The organism is Pseudonocardia alaniniphila (genome assembly GCF_022524485.1).
In the GTDB taxonomy this organism is placed as follows: Bacteria; Actinomycetota; Actinomycetes; order Mycobacteriales; family Pseudonocardiaceae; genus Pseudonocardia; species Pseudonocardia alaniniphila.
Genome location: NZ_JAKXMK010000030.1, coordinates 89,403 through 104,629 on the forward strand (window position 1 = coordinate 89,403; position 15,227 = coordinate 104,629).

Annotated in this window: 15 protein-coding genes; 10 read left to right on the top strand and 5 right to left on the bottom strand. The window is 70.0% G+C overall.

All coding sequences use genetic code 11. From position 1 onward, the window contains the following. Positions 1-49: 49 nt before the first annotated feature. Entirely contained in the window at positions 50-1,084 is a 1,035-nt protein-coding gene (locus MMF94_RS30925) for a DODA-type extradiol aromatic ring-opening family dioxygenase (RefSeq protein ID WP_241040946.1), read from the bottom strand. Positions 1,085-1,098: 14 nt separating this feature from the next. After that, a complete protein-coding gene (locus MMF94_RS30930) occupies positions 1,099-2,100 on the bottom strand; it encodes an amidohydrolase family protein (protein WP_241040947.1) in 1,002 nt (333 codons plus the stop codon). Positions 2,101-2,283: 183 nt separating this feature from the next. Between MMF94_RS30930 and MMF94_RS30935 the strand changes: the two genes are divergently transcribed. Further along, the gene (locus MMF94_RS30935) at positions 2,284-3,507 is read left to right on the top strand and encodes a cytochrome P450 (protein WP_241040948.1); all 1,224 of its coding nucleotides are present in this window, start codon (positions 2,284-2,286) and stop codon (positions 3,505-3,507) included. Here the strand turns inward: MMF94_RS30935 and MMF94_RS30940 are convergent. Then, positions 3,431-4,306 carry an L-histidine N(alpha)-methyltransferase gene (locus MMF94_RS30940; RefSeq protein ID WP_241040949.1) on the bottom strand — a complete coding sequence of 292 codons (876 nt, stop codon included), beginning with the start codon at positions 4,304-4,306 and terminating at the stop codon, positions 3,431-3,433. The genes MMF94_RS30935 and MMF94_RS30940 overlap by 77 nt on opposite strands. A 29-nt stretch (positions 4,307-4,335) precedes the next feature. Here MMF94_RS30940 and pdxR point away from each other — a divergent pair, with 29 nt between their 5' ends. From pdxR to MMF94_RS30960, 4 genes are all read left to right on the top strand, one after another. Beyond that, the gene (pdxR, locus tag MMF94_RS30945) at positions 4,336-5,817 is read left to right on the top strand and encodes a MocR-like pyridoxine biosynthesis transcription factor PdxR (protein ID WP_241040950.1); all 1,482 of its coding nucleotides are present in this window, start codon (positions 4,336-4,338) and stop codon (positions 5,815-5,817) included. 145 nt (positions 5,818-5,962) lie between these two features. Continuing rightward, the gene (locus MMF94_RS30950; protein ID WP_241040951.1) at positions 5,963-7,075 is read left to right on the top strand and encodes a zinc-binding dehydrogenase; all 1,113 of its coding nucleotides are present in this window, start codon (positions 5,963-5,965) and stop codon (positions 7,073-7,075) included. 166 nt (positions 7,076-7,241) lie between these two features. Then, the gene (locus MMF94_RS30955; protein WP_241040952.1) at positions 7,242-8,216 is read left to right on the top strand and encodes a ribonucleotide-diphosphate reductase subunit beta; all 975 of its coding nucleotides are present in this window, start codon (positions 7,242-7,244) and stop codon (positions 8,214-8,216) included. A 2-nt stretch (positions 8,217-8,218) separates the two neighbouring features. Further along, positions 8,219-8,692, top strand: coding sequence for a hypothetical protein (locus MMF94_RS30960; protein ID WP_241040953.1), 474 nt, complete (start codon positions 8,219-8,221; stop codon positions 8,690-8,692). 13 nt (positions 8,693-8,705) lie between these two features. On the opposite strand, the gene MMF94_RS30965 is transcribed toward MMF94_RS30960, so the two are convergent. Continuing rightward, a complete protein-coding gene (locus MMF94_RS30965; protein ID WP_241040954.1) occupies positions 8,706-9,350 on the bottom strand; it encodes a UbiX family flavin prenyltransferase in 645 nt (214 codons plus the stop codon). Then, entirely contained in the window at positions 9,347-10,075 is a 729-nt protein-coding gene (locus tag MMF94_RS30970; RefSeq protein WP_241040955.1) for an isochorismatase family protein, read from the bottom strand. The genes MMF94_RS30965 and MMF94_RS30970 overlap by 4 nt, the downstream gene beginning before the upstream one ends. A gap of 188 nt (positions 10,076-10,263) precedes the next feature. Between MMF94_RS30970 and MMF94_RS30975 the strand changes: the two genes are divergently transcribed. The 5 genes from MMF94_RS30975 to MMF94_RS30995 are packed head-to-tail and all read left to right on the top strand — an operon-like array spanning position 10,264 to position 15,209. Further along, entirely contained in the window at positions 10,264-11,100 is an 837-nt protein-coding gene (locus tag MMF94_RS30975) for an ABC transporter ATP-binding protein (RefSeq protein ID WP_241040956.1), read from the top strand. Next, the gene (locus tag MMF94_RS30980; protein WP_241040957.1) at positions 11,075-11,899 is read left to right on the top strand and encodes an ABC transporter permease; all 825 of its coding nucleotides are present in this window, start codon (positions 11,075-11,077) and stop codon (positions 11,897-11,899) included. Before MMF94_RS30975 ends, MMF94_RS30980 begins: the two co-directional genes overlap by 26 nt. 3 nt (positions 11,900-11,902) lie before the next feature. After that, a complete protein-coding gene (locus MMF94_RS30985) occupies positions 11,903-12,955 on the top strand; it encodes an ABC transporter substrate-binding protein (RefSeq protein ID WP_241040958.1) in 1,053 nt (350 codons plus the stop codon). Between the two features lie 18 nt (positions 12,956-12,973). Further along, positions 12,974-14,425, top strand: a complete 1,452-nt coding sequence (locus tag MMF94_RS30990) for a UbiD family decarboxylase (RefSeq protein ID WP_241040959.1) — start codon at positions 12,974-12,976, stop codon at positions 14,423-14,425. Between the two features lie 40 nt (positions 14,426-14,465). Continuing rightward, a complete protein-coding gene (locus MMF94_RS30995) occupies positions 14,466-15,209 on the top strand; it encodes a GntR family transcriptional regulator (RefSeq protein WP_241040960.1) in 744 nt (247 codons plus the stop codon). The last annotated feature ends 18 nt before the right edge of the window (positions 15,210-15,227 follow it).

Consider the following 15,227-nt stretch of genomic DNA (forward strand, 5'->3'; position numbering starts at 1 on the left):
GGCCACGTTCGCAAAGCTGCTGTGTCTGATGGTTCGCTCGCAGGCTCGCTCACGACGCGGCCGCCGGTTCGCGGGTCCAGGTGACGAAGCCCATCGCGCATCCCGTTCCCGCCTCGGTCCGGTAGCAGGGCTGGTACTCCACCACCTCGGGACGCAGACCGGTGCCCGACATCGCGCCGGCCACGACGATCCAGTTCCGCAGCTCGGACGTCCCCGAGCGCAGCAGTGCGTCGGGAAGCTGCGTCATGTACCCGGAGTCGTCCTCGAGCAGGGCGTCGAGGAAGGCCCGGTCGAGCTCCTCGTCCACGACCATGTGGCTCAGTCCACCGGAGGCGACGACTCCCACGCGATCCGCGCCGGAGAAGGCCGCGATGCCCGCGCCGAGCGCGCGCCCGAACGCGTAGCACCGCGCTGCGGTCGGCGGGTTGGGCTCCCAGAAGGTGTTGACGAAGACAGGGACGAACGGGATCTCCCCGCTGCCGTCGAGCACCTGCTGGTAGACGAAGCCCCAGCCGTGGGGGATCCCGTGGTCGCCGTAGCGTCCGGCCGGGAGCGCGCGTGACGCGGCCGGGTCGAATCCCGCCTGCCCCACGTGCTTCACGAGGTGCTGAGCGAGCTCCGGATGGCACGTGCGCGTGACGGGGGCGTCCGGGACGTTCGCCACCTCGGCGATCGCCAGCCCCGGCGGCATCGCGTCGAGGTGCTCTTGCGTGAACGGCACGTGCTCGACCGTATCGCCGTGATAGATCGCGAACGCAGGGAGCAGTTCGTCGCCGAAGGTCTCCTTGTGGTCGCTGCTCACCACCACGAGCGCGTCGAGCCCCGCGCCGCGCACCACGTCGCCGAGAGTGCGGATCGCCCGACGGCACGCGGCGTGCCGGTCGCGCCAGACGTCGGGCAGGCACTCGCCGGCGAATGTGCCACCACCACGCAGCCGGTCGAGCTCGGCGAACGTGTGTTCCTGCCCTTTGTAGACCAGCGCCGGGTTGCCGCGGTCCGCCTTGCCGCGCTCTCCCCAGCTCGCGGGCGGGGTGTTCAGCAGGGGACCGTGCGAGGTCCCGACGCCGACCACGATCTCGGCCATGTTCCCCTCGCCTCTCAGAGCCGGAACAGCTCGCGTGCGTTCGTCTCCATGAGCTGCTTGCGCTCGCCCGCGGTCAGCCAGTCGATGTCCGCGATCAGGTGGTGGATGTCGTCGATCCAGCGGCCGGTCCCGGGATCGCGGACCGAGCCGGTGCCGGGCTTCTCCGTGCCGAACAGGCAACGGTCGACGCCGACGGCGCGCAGCAGCAGCTCGATGGAGTCCTGGGTGTAGAGGCAGGTGTCGTAGTACAGCCTGCGCAGCCGGTCCTCGAACCGGCCGCCCCCGCGCAGAGCCCCGGGCTGGAACCGGCCGCGCTGGTAGGGGATCGCGCCGCCGCCGTGCGACACGATGATCTTCAGGTCCGGGAAGTCGGTGAGGACGCTGGAGTTCAGCAGCCCGACGACGGCGAGCGTCTCCTCCTGGATGAAATGCAGTGAGTACGTCTCGCGAGCGGGCGCGCGGCAGCCTGCCGAGTGGATCAGCGCCGGGACGTCGAGCTCACACAGCGCCTCCCACACCGGGTACCAGAACCTGTCGCCGAGGTTCGGCGGCTGCTGGGTGCCCTCGTAGGGGTCCGGGTTGAACGTCGCACCGACGAAGCCGAGCTCCTGGACACAGCGGCGCAGCTCACCGACCCAGTCCGCTGGGGAGCGCTCCATGCTCTGTGGAAGTCCGGCGATCCCGCGGAACCGGCCCGGCACGAGCGCGCAGACACGGGCGATGACGTCGTTGGTCTCCTCGGTGAACCACTCGACGAGTTTCGCGGGCGACTCGCTGTGCATCATCTGGTACGGCCGTGGCGAGATCAGCTGCAGGTCGACGCCGGCCTCGTCCAGGTGGGCGAGGTGGGACTGGTTGCCGAAACTCGGGTTGGGCGCTTCGAGAGCGGCCCGCAGCTGGTCGTCGGAGATGCCGGCGCCGCCACGCCCGTGCGCACCACGGTGGGAGAGCAGGCCGGCCTTGTAGGCGTAGAGCTCGCTGGGTGCGCTGACGTGGCCGTGCACGTCGATGATCATGGGTGTCCCTTCGCCGAGCTGCCCGCCGTAGACGAGCGGACACTAAATGCCCTGTCGCATCCTGCGGAGCAATCCCGACGACTGTTCTTCTCTGCCGAAAATGCTTCCCCGACCCCGTCCCGGGCGATCACAGTCGTCGGGGTGCGGGGGAGTGGCCTTCGCGCGGACCTCACAGGAGTGGCCGTGCAACTGGCGGATCTTGTCGCCCTCGACCAGGACGGGCTGCGCTGCCCAGCGGAGGCGTACGAGCGGATGCGGGAGCGCGGGGTGCACTATGCCCCCGAGGTGGACGCCTACGTGGTCAGCCGGCACGCCGACGTCGTCGCGGTGCTGCGCGACGGCGAACGGTTCTCGTCGGCCAACACCGTCGGTAACCCGCCCGTGCGCCCGGAGGACGACGACACGGGCCTGCGGCCGCTCCTGCTGCTGTCCGACGACCCCCTGCACGCCCGGCGGCGGTCCATCGTCAACCGGGTCTTCACCCCCGCTCGGGTGGCGGCGTGGGAGCCGCAGATCAGTGAGGTCTGTGCCCGGCTCGTGGACGGGTTGCGGGGGCGCACCGACATCGATCTCGTCCGGGACCTCGCGGCCCTGTTGCCGATCCGGGTGATCAGCCTCGTGCTCGGCGTGCCGCAACGCGACGTCGACCGGTTCCGTGCGTGGTCGGAGGAGATCACGAGCTCCCTGGGCGGTCACTCCGGAGACGCCGCCCGTCGCGAGCGAGTGCAGGCCGCGTTCACCGAGTACATCGGCACTCTGCTGGACGAGCGCGACGGCATGCCTGGTGAGGACGTCCTGTCGCTCATCGGCGAGGCCGAGCGCCAGGGGGAGCTCTCGCGGCGCGAGTGCGTGAGGTTCGTGATCGAGCTCCTGATCGCCGGCAACATCACCACCACCCACCACCTCGCCAGCAGCATGGCCCTCCTCGGTCGCATGCCGGGCCTTTTCGATCAGCTGCGCCGCGAGCCGCGGCTGATCGGGCGGTTCATCGAGGAGTCCCTGCGGCTCGAAGCGCCGATCCAGTGCTTCTACCGGCTGGTCACGGTCGACAGTCTCGTCGGTGGCGTGGAGGTGCCGGCCGGGTCGCGCCTCCTGGTGTTCTACGGCTCGGCCAATCGCGACCCGCAGGTGTGGCAGCAATGCCCGCACCTCGTGCTGGACCGGCGGAACGGCTCCGCACACCTCGCCTTCGGCAAGGGCGCACATGCGTGCATCGGGGCGTCACTGGCGCGCCTGGAGAGCCGCGTCGTCCTGCAGGCCCTGATCGAGCGGATCGAGTCCGTCGAGTTGCTGCTTCCCCATGAGCAGCAGCCCTACCTGCCGAGCTTCGTCAACCACGGCCCGATCTCCCTGCCTGCGCGGCTGGTGTTCCTGGGCACGACGGTGGGTTCACCGCGCGTGCCGTGAAGAACGTGTAGTGGAAGGTTCCGTCGGGCTCTGCCGTGCGTCGCAGGTCGGCGATGCCGCGGTCCCACGCGGGAGCGGCCAGGAGGCCGGTGACCAGGGCGGCATCGCGCACCGACTCCATCATCGCCGTGAAGGTGTTGCGGATGAAGCCTTCGACGAGGGCCGGGCGGGTGTGGTCGGCGTAGACCGTGCGGGGGCGGGTCACGGCCTCGACGAAGCCGGCGTCCTCCAGCAGGGGCTGTAGCTGCCGGCCGAGTAGCGCGTTCCCACCCGCCTCGGCCTGTAGCTGGACCTGGCAGTCGATCACCGCCCGTGCGAAGAGGCTGTCGGGGTGGAAGAACGCCGACCCGTGGTCGCCCTCGATCACGGTGATGGTTCCTCCGGGCCGCAGGACACGCCGGAGATCGGCCAGCGCGCGCCGCGGATCGGACAGGTGCTCGAGCACGAAACAGAGGAAGAGGTGATCGAACGCCGCGTCGGCGAACGGCAGGTCGAACAGGTCGGCGCGGTGCCACTCCACGGTCGCCCCCGGGGCGCGCGCCGCCACCCGGGCACGGGCCTGCGCGAGCGAGTCCTCCGAGATGTCGACGGCGACGAGATGAGCGTCCGGGCTCGACCTCACCAGGTGCACCGTCTGCGCGCCGACCCCGCACCCGACCTCCAGCACGCGGCTGCCGGGCGGGAAGAACGTGTCGGAGTGCAGGAGTTCGGCGAGCGTGTCGGCCTGGTCGCTCAACCGGCGGGCCTCATGTGTCGAGTACCCGTGCACATATCCGGTGGTCGGCGTGGTTGTGTCCATGTCCGTCACCCTGATGCCAGTATGGCCCTGTGGGCAGGGCCAAACGTGAGCCGGACAACCGGACCATAAGCCGGGGATCAGACTTCCTCCAGCTCGACGTCGACGGCGCCCCGGCCGGGGGTCTGGCCGACTGGCTGGCCGCCCAGCTGAGGGAGGCCATCGCCGACGGGCGGGTGCCGCTGGGAAGCAGGCTGCCGGCCACGCGGGTGCTCGCGAGCGAGCTTCACGTCTCGCGCGGTGTGGTCACCGAGGCCTACCAGCGCCTCACCGAGGACGGGCACGTCGCCGGGCGTGGTCGCGCAGGCACCGTCGTCGTCGCGGCGCCCGTGGTGTGCCCGACCGACGCCCTGTCGGAGGAGCCCACCGCCCCGCCTGCCGCGCTGTTCGCGGCACCACCAGGCGTGGACATCTTCGATGCGCTGCGCGCCGTGCCCGCCCGGATCGACCTGACGCCTGGCGTCCCCGACCTGGCGGCCTTTCCCCGGTCGGCCTGGGTGCGCGCGGAACGATCCGTGCTCGCCGAGCTGTCGGCGGCGAACTTCGGATACGGCGATCCCCGGGGGTGTGCGGTACTGCGTCTCGCCGTGGCCCGGTGGCTCGCGCGCAACCGCGGGATCCGGGTCGATCCTGTCGAGGTGGTCGTGGTCGCCGGGGTCACCCAGGCGCTCGGCCTGATCGCGCAGGTGCTGCGCCGGCGCGGCATCACGGAGATCGCCGTGGAGGATCCCGGGTCCCTCGGGGTCCGCCAGCACCTGCAGAGCTGGAACGTCGACACCCCGCCGATCGAGGTCGACGGCGGCGGCCTGCGCGTCGACGTCCTCCGCGACGGCGGCGCCCCCGCGGTTCTGCTCACCCCGGCACACCAGTTCCCGACCGGTGTGGTCCTCGACGGTGGGCGCCGCGGCGAGCTGATGCGGTGGGCGGGTGACGGCGGGCTGGTCGTCGAGGACGACTACGACGCCGAGCACCGGTACGACCGCCCGCCGGTCGCCGCGCTGCGCTCGATGCTCGGGCAGGTCTTCTACACCGGGAGCGTCTCGAAGCTGCTCGCTCCGGCGCTGCGCGTCGGCTGGCTGCTCGCGCCGTCCGAGTACCGGGACGACCTCGTCGCGGCCAAGCGCAACGCCGATCTCGGCAACGCCGTGCTACCGCAGATGGTGCTGGCCCGGCTGATGGAATCGGGCGAGCTGGAGCGCCACCTGCGCCTGCTCCGCGGACGCCACCGTCGCCGCCGCGATGCGATGATCCGCGCGATCAGGACGCAGCTCCCGGGGGCCACCGTGCACGGCGCCGCGGCCGGCCTGCATCTGACCGTCACCTTCGAGGACGACGTCCCCGACAGGGAGCTCGCATCGGGGGCGCTCGCGCAGGGGATCAAGGTGCAACCGCTGTCGTGGCATCGCCAGCGCCCGGGGCCGCCCGGGCTCGTCATGGGCTATGCCGCGCGCCCCGTCTCGGAGATCGAGGAGGCGGTCGCCACGCTGGGTGCGGTTTTGCGGCGTCTGGCCTGAATGAACCGGTGGATTCGTGGTAGCGATACTGCGACCCCGCGGCGGCTCCGCGCACGGATACTGTCGTCCGGGTTCGAGACCAGCGCTGTTCGACGGCCCCGCAATGCCCAGACGTTCGCAGGTGGCCGGAAGGAACGGGAATTTCGTGATCTCGGCAGTGGTGATGACCGCCCCGGACGCCCCACTCGAAGTGCGCGCCTTCGAACGGCCCGAGCTCGAACCGGGCGGGGTTCTGCTGCGGACCCTCGGCAGCGAGGTGTGCGGAACCGATGCGCACCTCTGGAAGGGACAGCTCGCGGGCGTGCCGTATCCGATCATCCCGGGGCACGTCAGCGTCGGTCAGGTCGCCGAGCTCGGCCCCGCCGGCGCGACAGCGGACGTCGCGAGGGATGTGTCGGGAGCGCCGCTTCAGGTGGGGCAGATCGTCACGTTCCTCGACGTGTACGGGACGTGCGGGCGCTGCTGGTACTGCACCGTCGGGCACGCCACCACCCGCTGCCCGTCCCGCAAGGTCTACGGCGTCACGCTCTCGGCCGACGACGGGCTCCTCGGAGGCTGGTCGGAGTACATCTACCTGCGGCCCGGCGTGCACGTCGTCCCGCTGCCCGCCGAGCTGGACTGGCGCGCGTTCCTGGCCGGTGGATGCGGGATGCCGACCGCGCTCCACGCCGTGACGCTGGGCGAGATCGCCTTCGGCGACACCGTCGTCGTCCAGGGCGCCGGGCCCGTCGGTCTGTGCGCTGCCGTTCTCGCGCAGCTGCGGGGCGCGGGGTCCGTGATCGTCGTCGGAGGTCCCGAGGTCAGGCTCGACGCGGCAACGCGGTTCGGCGCCGACGCCGTGATCGACATCGGCTCGACCACCCCGCAGGAGCGGCTCGCTGCCGTCCGCGACGCGACGCAGGGGCGGGGAGCGGACGTCACCATCGAGGCGACGGGAGCGCCGGGAGCGGTTCCCGAAGGAATGCGGCTCACTCGTGATGCGGGGCGCTACGTCGTCGTCGGGCAGTACACCGACGCGGGAGACGCCACGTTCAATCCCCATCTGGATCTCAACCAGAAGCACCTGGAGATCCGCGGGTGCTGGGGGAGCGACGTCGGCCATGTGTACCGATCCGTGCAGGTGATGGCCCGCTACGGGCGGCAGTTCCCGTGGACCGAGCTGATCAGCAGGGAGTACGGCCTCGACAGCGCCCAGGCCGCGCTCGAGGACGTCGCCGCGCAGCGCGTGGTGAAGGCGCTCATCGTGCCGGCGAGATAGCGCCTGAGGGCCATTGCGCGGCGTGGGTCGAAATGATCTGCTGGGTTCGGCTATCGGCGTCCGTTCCCCGGCATATCGGAGCGGTGCGGGATATTGGGTGAAACGCCCGAATTCGGCATGTCGACGGCAGTCCGGATCGACGGGTTCGAACGGGGGCGGACAAAGCATGAGCATCGGACAGGCACCGCCGGCGAAGACGCGGCAGGAGGCGGTCGAGCAGTCCAGCCTGGCGCAGATCGGTGACGTGGACATCGACGACGTGCTGGACTACGTGCACGCCGATCTGAAGCGGCTGCCGGACCACATGGAGCTCTACCGGCGCTACCTGCGCCAGCGCTGGGACGTCTACGAGCTCGACTTCACTCAGGACGTGATCGACTGGCGAACGCGCATGAGCCAGGAGGAGCGCGACGCGTTCGTGGCGATCTCGTCGGGCTTCCACCACGGCGAGCGTCAGGTCGCGGTGGACCTGCCGGTGTTCATGCTCGGCGGCACTGAAGAGTCCAAGATCTACATGTCGAGCCAGATCGAGGACGAGGCCCGGCACACGGTGTTCTTCGACCGGTTCTACCGGGAGGTCGTCGCGCTCCCGGGCAGCACGGTGCAGGAGGTGCTGGACGCCTCTTACCCCTACGTGTCGGAGACGTTCGTGGGGCCGTTCGGGCTGCTCGCGTACCAGGCCGACGAGCTGCGGCGCGATCCGGAGGACCTTGCGGCGCGCACCCGGTACGGCACCACGTACTTCCTGTGGATCGAGGGTGTGCTCGCGCTGTCGGTCATGAAGATCACGCTCACCTACTGCCGCACCCGAAAGTTCCTGCCCGCCTACTACGCGGGGTTCACCGCCACCTGCCGGGACGAGGCGCGCCACGTGCAGGGCGGGATGCGGTTCCTGCGCGATGCGGTGCAGTCCGATCCCTCGCAGCTGCGCGAGATCCACGAGACGCTTCGCACGATCTTGTCCATGAACGGGGCCGTGAGCCGGCGTCTCGCGTTGGAGGCCCTGGGCTGGACGCCGGAGGAGGTGCGCCGGTTGATGATCCGGCAGCTGTCGATGAAGCTCTCCGACGTGGGCATCGACCTCCCGCCCGATATCCAGCAGATGATCCAGCGCATCGAGCCCGAGCTGGCAGGAGGCTGACGGTGACCACGACCGTGACGCAGGCGCCCGGCATGTTCGGGCCGCAGTGGGCGCAGGCCGTGCGCGAGGCCGTCGACGCCGACCCGGACGAGGAGCTACGGGCGAGCAAGTTGCCCACCTACTGGGAGTGGATCGAGAAGGTCCGCGCCGATTACGACGCCACGTGGGTGCTGTCGGACGCCGAGCTGCCCGCAGCGCTGGGCGGCGGTCCGGCGCATCTGTTGCTGGAGTGGCAGAAGGGGCGCTGCGTGCGCGCCGCGGTCGTGGACGCGGCCGCGGTGGCGGGGGCCGACTACGTGCTGGCCGCCCCGAACGAGGTGTGGCGGGAGCTGGTCGGTGGCGCCAACGCCGGGCAGCTCGTGATGTACCGGCGGATCCGGCTCGAACGCGGCAACGTCCTGCGCTTCTTCCGTGGCATCTACTTCGTGGTCGAGGCACTCGACGCCCTCGGCCGCGTGCCGGCGCGGGTGGACTAGCAGCCCACCGGCGTCACCGTCCGTCGCGCAACGGGATCACGTGCCCGTTGGCGGCGTCGCCGGTGTCATCGGGGTCGCCTCTGTCATGCCGGTTCTCGACCCTGCCGTCCCATTCGGCGGGAGCGGCGCCGGGAACCCCGACGCGGGCCAGCGCTCGGCGCACCGTGTGATCCACGATGTCCTCCACCGAGGTCGGACGGGCGTAGAACGCCGGGGCCGGGGGCATCAGGATCGCGCCCGCTTCGGCGGCCGCGGTCATGGTGCGGAGATGGCCGAGGTGCAGCGGTGTCTCCCGCACCATGAGCAGGAGTGGGCGACCCTCCTTGAGACAGACGTCCGCCGCGCGGGAGATGAGGTCGTTCGCGTAACAGTGGGCGACGGCCGACAGCGTCTTGATCGAGCACGGCGCAACGAGCATCGCGTGCACGGAGAAGGAGCCGGAGGCGATCGTCGCCCCGATGGCGGAGGGTTTGTGCACGACGTCGGCCAGCTCCTCGACCGCGCGCACGTCGAGGCCGCATTCGTGGCGGATCGTCAGTGCCGCCGCCCGTGAGATCACCAGGTGCGTCTCGACGGCCGGGTTCTCGCGGAGGATTTCGAGCATCCGCACGCCGTAGGGCGCTCCGCTGGCCCCGGTCATCCCCACGATGATCCTCATGCCCCGGCCTCGTCGGCGTCCACTGCCTCGGCGCCGGTTCCCTCCAGGTACCGGAGGGCGGCGGCGGAGTCGATCACATCTGCGTACTTCTGGTCCAGGTCGAACAGGCTCATCCAGTGGCTGGCCTCGATCCGGTCGAAGCAGCAGTCCTCGACGACGCCGACCCGGTAGCCGAGCACGCAGGCATCGATCGCGGTGGCGCGGACGCACCCGCTGGTCGCCTCGCCGCAGAGCAGGACCGTGTCGATCCGGGCAGCGGTGAGCAGGGCGTCGAGCGGGCTGCTCGTGAACCCGCTCGGCGTGCACTTCTCCAGGACGACGTCGCCGTCGGCGGGTGCGAGCTCGTCGACGATGCGCATGTCCCGGGCCGTTCGGACGGGGTCTCTGGGCCGCTCGCGGCGCTTGCGGTTCCACGGGTTCGGGTTCGCGGCGAGACCGGTGAGGTAGAAGACGGGGACACGCCGGCCGCGGGCGGCGGCGAGGACCGGCGCGATGCGGTCGACGGCGGCCCAGCCCGCGGGACCGCACGCGGACGGCCAGGCGTCGACCGCTTCCAGAAGTGGCCTGCGGGAGTCGCCGAGCGCGGCGCGGTAAGCGTCGACGACGATGACCGCGGGAGTCGTGCCCAGTCCGAACGGCTCGCGTTTGGCCCACGATGTCCGGGCGAGCAACTGCGTGTCCTGTTCGGTGAGGAAGCGGTTCCAGCCCTTCGTCGCGCGGTCCACCTCGGCTCCTCTCGAGTCGCTGGGGATATCTCGTCACCCTACAGTCGCGTCGACACTTGTGGGTCCCATGTGGCGTCTGGACGGCCAGCTCGGGCCTAGACGGGTTGAAAGCTGAGTGATTCACTTCAAGTGTCGACACTTTGACTTATGTCTCGTGGAAGAACGGCTCGATCAAGGAGGACGAGCACATGGCATCAGCCGTGACGAAACTTCGCATTCGGGATATTCAGATCGGTCACAGTTCGGGCCGAAAAGGCACCTTTGCACTCGCCGTCGACGGGCTGACCTTCGACGTCGCGGCGAACGAGTTCATCGCCGTCGTCGGCCCGAGCGGCTGCGGCAAGACGACCTTCCTCACCGCGGTGGCCGGACTGACCCCCGTCACGTCCGGCGAGCTCAGCCTCGACGGGCGCCAGATCGTCGGTCCCGGCACGGAGAGATCGCTGGTCTTCCAGCAGGCCTCCCTGTTTCCGTGGCACACCGTCGTCGAGAACATCCAGTTCGGCCTCAAGGCCCACGGCCGCCTCGATGCGGACGGCCGGCGGCGGACGCTGGAGCTGCTCGAACTCGTCGGGCTCGAGGGAAAGGGTGGGAAGTACCCACGCGAGCTGTCGGGCGGGATGAGCCAGCGGGTCAACCTGGCCCGCGCGCTGGCCACCGATCCCGAGCTGATCCTGCTCGACGAACCGTTCTCGGCCCTGGACGCCCAGACCAGGGAGGTCATGCAGGAGGAGCTGACGCGCATCTGGCAGGCCGACGGGATCCAGGCGGGCAAGACGGCCATGTTCATCACGCACGACGTTCCGGAGGCGGTGTTCCTCGCGGACCGGGTGATCGTGCTCTCGAAAGGACCGGCGCACCTCGTCGCGGACATCCGTGTCGGCCTCCCACGACCGCGGCTTCCTGCGGTGAAGCGGTCGCCCGAGTTCCTGGCACTCGTCGACGAGATCACCGGTCTCGTGATGAATCAGTCCCAGCCCTTACGGAGGATGACGTCCGATGACGACGCACGTCTCGCCGGCTAGAACCGCGGCCTCTCCGGTCGAGCCCCGGCGTCCGCGGCGCGAGCGTCGGCTGAAGTCGGGGACGCTGGGCCTCATCGGGCTCGTCGTCGTGCTGGGTGCCTGGCAGCTCTGCGCGTGGACCGGTGTGGTGGACGACAGGTTCACCAGCTCACCCGTCGGTGCCATCGGCGGGCTCGTCGAGATGATCCGGACCGGGGACCTGTGGCTCCCGCTGCTGTCCACCGTGTCGAGCGTGGTCTACGGAATGATCATCACGATCGTGGTCGGCATTCCGCTCGGCCTGATCATCGGGCGCAGCCGGATTCTCTTCGACCTCACCGAACCCGTCGTCAGCATCATGTACGCGGTGCCGTTCGTGGTGTTCCTTCCGATCGTGATCTTCTGGTTCGGCATCGGTGCCGAGGCGCGGCTGGTGATCGTCGTGTGGAGCGCGGCATTCCCGCTCCTGATCAACGTGGTCGCCGGGGCACGCAACATCGACAGCAACTACCTGCACGTCGCACGGGTGTTCTGCGCCTCGCGGCTGCTCACGCTGCGCGCCATCGCCTTCCCTGCCACGTTGCCGTTCATCCTGGCCGGCGTACGGCAGGCCGTGGGCCGTGCCCTCGTCGGGGCGATCGTGGCGGAGCTGTTCATGGGCAACTCGGGCCTCGGTTACGTCGTGCAGACGCAGACCTCCAACGTCGAGATGGACAACGCCATGGCCGCGATCGTCGTGATCGCGGTGCTGGCCGTGCTGCTCACGCGCAGCGTCGCCTGGCTCGAACGCCGCCTCACCTTCTGGTCCAGCTCGGTCTGAACCGTGCCAACACCGGCGCGCAATGCTGCGCCCCGCACGAAGGGCATCGTCATCCGTCCACGACTCCTCCTCACCGCCGTCGCTGTCGTCATCGCGGCCGCGTCGACCGCCTGTGGCACCGCGGGCGCCGCCGCCCCGTCGTCGGACATGTCGATGACGATCGGTTACACCGCGGTCGGCGCCGCCTACGACGACCTCTACGTCTGCGAGGACAAGGGGGTGTTCACGAAGAACGGCCTCGACGTCACGCTGACGCTGCTCAACAGCAGCTCGCAGCTCTTTCCTGCCATCGCCAGCAACAGTGTGCAGATCGGCGCCGGTGAGGCCCGCACGACCGCGGCGGGCGCGCTCGCCGGCTTCGGCCTGAGCTACATCGCCCTGCCGATACCCCGCTACTACCTCGAGATGTGGGGCTCGCCGAGCATCACCTCACCCGACCAGCTCAAGGGCAAGCGCATCGGGCTGAGCTCTCCGGGCTCGCTCGGCGACGCGTCGGTGGACGCTTTGCTGCGCGACAAGGGCTGGACGGAGAACGACGTGCGGAAGACCTTCCTGAAGAGCACCTCGGCCGAGGTGACGGCGCTCCAGACCGGCGCCGTCGACGTGATCGTGACCCAGCCGCCGACCGGGACGAAGACCCGCGCGCAGGGCTTCCACAAGGTCATGGACTTCACGCGGTACCCGTCGGCGGCGAACGCCTACGTGACGACGACCGACTTCCTGAAGTCCCATCCCGCGGCCGTGGCGGCGTTCGTCAAGTCGGAGGTGGAGTGCCTGGCCATGCTGCACACCGACAAGGCGGCCGCCATCGCGAGCATCCGCAAGCACAGCGGCTCCACGGACCCGAGCCTGGCCGAGTACGCCTACGACTTCTTCGAGCCGTTGTGGGCGAAGGTGCCCACCGTGGATCCCGCGCTGGCGAAGGAGGCCTTCGACGACGCGGCGGCGCAGCGGCACGACCCACCACCGGCCGACATCTCGTCCTACCTGGACAACACGATGGTCGACGACCTGCAGCGAAGCGGATTCATCGACTCGCTCTACAAGAAGCCTTAGCAAGGAGTCACGAGCATCATGGGAACCTCGCTGGATCAGGTCGACGACCTGCGAAGCTGGCTGGAACTGGTGAACGAGCTCGGCGAGCTGAAGGTCGTCGAGGGCGCACACTGGGATCTGGAGATCGGTGCGGCGTCGGACGTGAACTACCGGCGCACGTCACCCTCGGCACTGCTGTTCGACCGTGTCGTGGGGTACTCGCAGGGTGCACGTGTGCTCTCCGGCAGCATGTCGAACGCCCGCAGGCTCGGCCTCACGCTGCGCCTGGGCACCGACCTCGACGACCGGGCACTGGTGCAGGCGTTGCGGAGCAAGCCCAACCAGTGGATCGAGAACGCCCCGCGCCACCGGGCGCGGGTGGTCGACTCGGGGCCGATCCTGGACAACATCGACCATGCAGATGCCGTCGACCTGCTGAAGTTCCCCGTGCCGCGCTGGCACGAGGGCGACGGCGGCCGCTACATCGGCACCGGGTGCGCGGTCTTCACCACCGATCCGAACACCGGCGAGGTCAACGCCGGGGCGTACCGGATGCAGGTGCAGGACGACGGACGCGCGGTGAGCGTGAACATCGAGGCCGGCAAGCACGGCGCGATGCACGTCCGGGAGTGGTTCGCGAAGGAGGGACGCGCCCCGGTCACGGCCTCGCTGGGGCAGGACCCGCTGTTGCTCATCGTCGCCGGCACCGAGGTGCCCCGCGATCTCTCCGAACTGGACTACGCCGGTGCGGTGCTCGGCAGGCCGGTCGACATCATCCGCGGCGAGGTGACGGGCTTGCCGATCCCGGCCACGGCCGAGGTCGCCGTCGAGGGCTGGCTGTACCCGGACCGCAAGGCCGACGAGGGCCCCTTCGGCGAGTGGACCGGCTACTACAGCGGCGGCTCCGAGCAGATCCTGACGATGGACGTCCAGCGCGTCTACCACCGCAAGGACCCGATCCTGCTGGGCGCGCCCCCCGGGAAGCCGCCGCACGACTACTCCTACATGCGCAGCGTGATGAAGTCGGCGATGATCCACGACGCCCTCGTCTCCACGGGGCTGGCCGGGCTGGAGGGCGTGTGGGCCCACGAGGTCGGCGGCGGGCGCCAGCTGCTCGCCGTGTCGGTGCACCAGCGCTACGCCGGGCACGCCCGGCAGGCGGGGCACCTCACCGCCCAGTTGCCTGCCGCCGCGTACATGAACAAGCTGGTGATCGTGGTCGACGGGGACGTCGACCCGCGCAGCCTCAACGACGTCATGTGGGCCGTGTGCACGCGCACCGAGCCCGGGCGCGACATCGACGTCCAGCGCTACACCTGGGGCAGCCGGGTCGACCCGCTGCGCGAACCGGGCGCGCCGCCCTACAACACGAGGGCGGTCATCGACGCCTGCCGGCCGTTCGAGAGGCTCGCGGGATTCCCGCGAGTGGCGGAGACCAGCCGGGAGCTGCGCGACCAGGTGCTGGCGAAGTGGCCGGACGTGCTCGGCTGACGCGGGAGCGGGTCCGGGAACAGCGAATGTGGAGGTGGCGATGAGCACGGCCGAGACGACGATGTCGGGCCCGGTGCACAGCCTGGGGCGGCGGGAGCTGCTCCGGGTGCTGAACCGGACCGGTGGCACGAGCATCGTCGACGAGATCATCGTGAAGGTCGGAACGGACATCATCGAGGGCAGGCTGCTGCCCGGTGACGACCTGAACTCGGTGGAGCTCGCCCGCACGTTCGGCAGCAGCCGCACACCGGTGCGGGAGGCCCTGCTCACGCTGGAACGCGAAGGGTTCGTCGAGATCTCCGCCCACCGCAGGCCGCGCGTCGCGCCCCTGCGGATCGAGGAGGTGCGGGAGCTCTACCGCGTGCGCGCGCACCTGTACGCGCTGGTCAGCCGCGAGGTCGTGCAGGTCGCGGCCGACGCCGACATCGCGCGGCTGCGGGTGCTGCAGGAACAGCTGGAACAAGCGGTGGAGGACGACGACGTCGACCGCTACTTCTGGATCAACGTCCACTTCCGCAACACCGAAGCGGAGATCGCCGGCAACCGCACGCTCTGCCGGGTGCTCGACAGTCTCGGGCTGCGGATGCTGCAGCTGCGTCACGTCAGCCTGTCGCTCCCGGGCCGCATCCAGCGTTCGGTGGAAGACCACGAGCGTCTCGTGCGCGCCTACGAGGACCGGGACGCCGACCTCGCCGCCGCTCTGACGTCCGGGCTGGTCATGCGCGGGCTCGCCGCGATCGAACGGTCCGGATGGACGGGGCTCGGATCAGCGGATGGACGCTGAACGTCGCCGTCGCCGCTG

Bases quoted from the DNA above. Each gene is read 5' to 3' on its own strand.
- MMF94_RS30925 (WP_241040946.1), bottom strand. From the start codon at position 1,084: ATGGCCGAGATCGTGGTCGGCGTCGGGACCTCGCACGGTCCCCTGCTG.
- MMF94_RS30930 (WP_241040947.1), bottom strand. From the start codon at position 2,100: ATGATCATCGACGTGCACGGCCACGTCAGCGCACCCAGCGAGCTCTAC.
- MMF94_RS30940 (WP_241040949.1), bottom strand. From the start codon at position 4,306: ATGGACACAACCACGCCGACCACCGGATATGTGCACGGGTACTCGACA.
- MMF94_RS30955 (WP_241040952.1), top strand. From the start codon at position 7,242: ATGAGCATCGGACAGGCACCGCCGGCGAAGACGCGGCAGGAGGCGGTC.
- MMF94_RS30965 (WP_241040954.1), bottom strand. From the start codon at position 9,350: ATGAGGATCATCGTGGGGATGACCGGGGCCAGCGGAGCGCCCTACGGC.
- MMF94_RS30975 (WP_241040956.1), top strand. From the start codon at position 10,264: ATGGCATCAGCCGTGACGAAACTTCGCATTCGGGATATTCAGATCGGT.
- MMF94_RS30980 (WP_241040957.1), top strand. From the start codon at position 11,075: ATGACGACGCACGTCTCGCCGGCTAGAACCGCGGCCTCTCCGGTCGAG.
- MMF94_RS30990 (WP_241040959.1), top strand. From the start codon at position 12,974: ATGGGAACCTCGCTGGATCAGGTCGACGACCTGCGAAGCTGGCTGGAA.
- MMF94_RS30995 (WP_241040960.1), top strand. From the start codon at position 14,466: ATGAGCACGGCCGAGACGACGATGTCGGGCCCGGTGCACAGCCTGGGG.